This is a genomic window from Pseudomonas sp. ABFPK, from assembly GCF_001586765.1.
In the GTDB taxonomy this organism is placed as follows: domain Bacteria; phylum Pseudomonadota; class Gammaproteobacteria; order Pseudomonadales; family Pseudomonadaceae; genus Aquipseudomonas; species Aquipseudomonas asiatica.
On the sequence record NZ_LQXW01000080.1, the window covers coordinates 1 to 1,055 of the forward strand.

A 1,055-nucleotide genomic window follows, 5' to 3' on the forward strand; every position below is an offset into this window, starting at 1 on the left:
ACCCGCCGAGAGCGCTTCCTCGCCGAAATGGATCAGGTGGTGCCCTGGGCAGGCCTGCTGGAGCTGATCGAACCGTTCTACCCCAAGGCCGGCGGCGGTAGAAAACCCTATCCTCTGGAAACCATGCTGCGCATCCATCTGTTGCAGAACTGGTTCTCCCTGAGCGACCCGGCCATGGAAGAAGCGCTCTACGAAATCACGCCCATGCGCCAGTTCGCACTCCTGACGCTGAGCGCGCCAATCCCCGAAGACACCACGATCATGAACTTCCGGCACTTGCTGGAGAAGCATCAGCTCGCACCGGCAATCCTTGCGGTCATCAATGGTTATCTGCAGGAAAAAGGCCTGTCGCTGCGCCAAGGCACCATCGTCGATGCCACCATTATTCATGCCCCCAGCTCGACCAAAAATAAAGAAGGCAAGCGTGATCCCGAGATGCACCAGACCAAGAAAGGCGGTCAGTATTTCTTCGGGATGAAGGCGCACATCGGTGCCGATGTCGAGTCCGGCCTGGTGCATCACGTCCATGGCACCGCTGCCAATGTGGCCGATGTCACGCAGGTGGCTGAACTGCTGCATGGCGAAGAAAACGCCGTGTATGCAGATGCCGGTTACACCGGTGTCGAAAGGCGCGAAGAGCATGAAAATCGGGGGGTGATCTGGCAGATTGCAGCGCGTCGCAGCACCTATTCCAAGCTGAACCAGCGCAGCGTACTGTACAAAGCCAAGCGCAAGATCGAGTTCTGCAAGGCTCAGACACGGGCCAAGGTCGAGCATCCGTTTCGCGTGATCAAGCGGCAGTTTGGTTACGTGAAAGTACGTTTTCGTGGGCTGATGAAAAACACGGCTCAGTTGACCACGCTGTTCGCCCTGGCAAACCTGTGGAGGGTTCGAAAACAGCTCATGGGTATGGGTGAGGTTCGCGTTTAACACGGAGAACCGGTCGAAAAAGCTCTCCGTACATGATTTTTCGGTCACTTTTCGTCCAATGACGCTGTAGGTGCCTGGAAAATTGCAACTTGCCGCGGCTGCACGACAAGTTGATCGGAGCATCC

Annotated in this window: 1 protein-coding gene; it reads left to right on the forward strand. The window is 56.7% G+C overall.

What is annotated here, in order from left to right; genetic code table 11:
* Positions 1–930, forward strand: a 930-nt coding sequence (locus tag WM94_RS27675; protein WP_061552629.1) for an IS5-like element ISPa41 family transposase, incomplete at its 5' end; no start/stop codon positions are given.
* Positions 931–1,055: the final 125 nt, after the last annotated feature.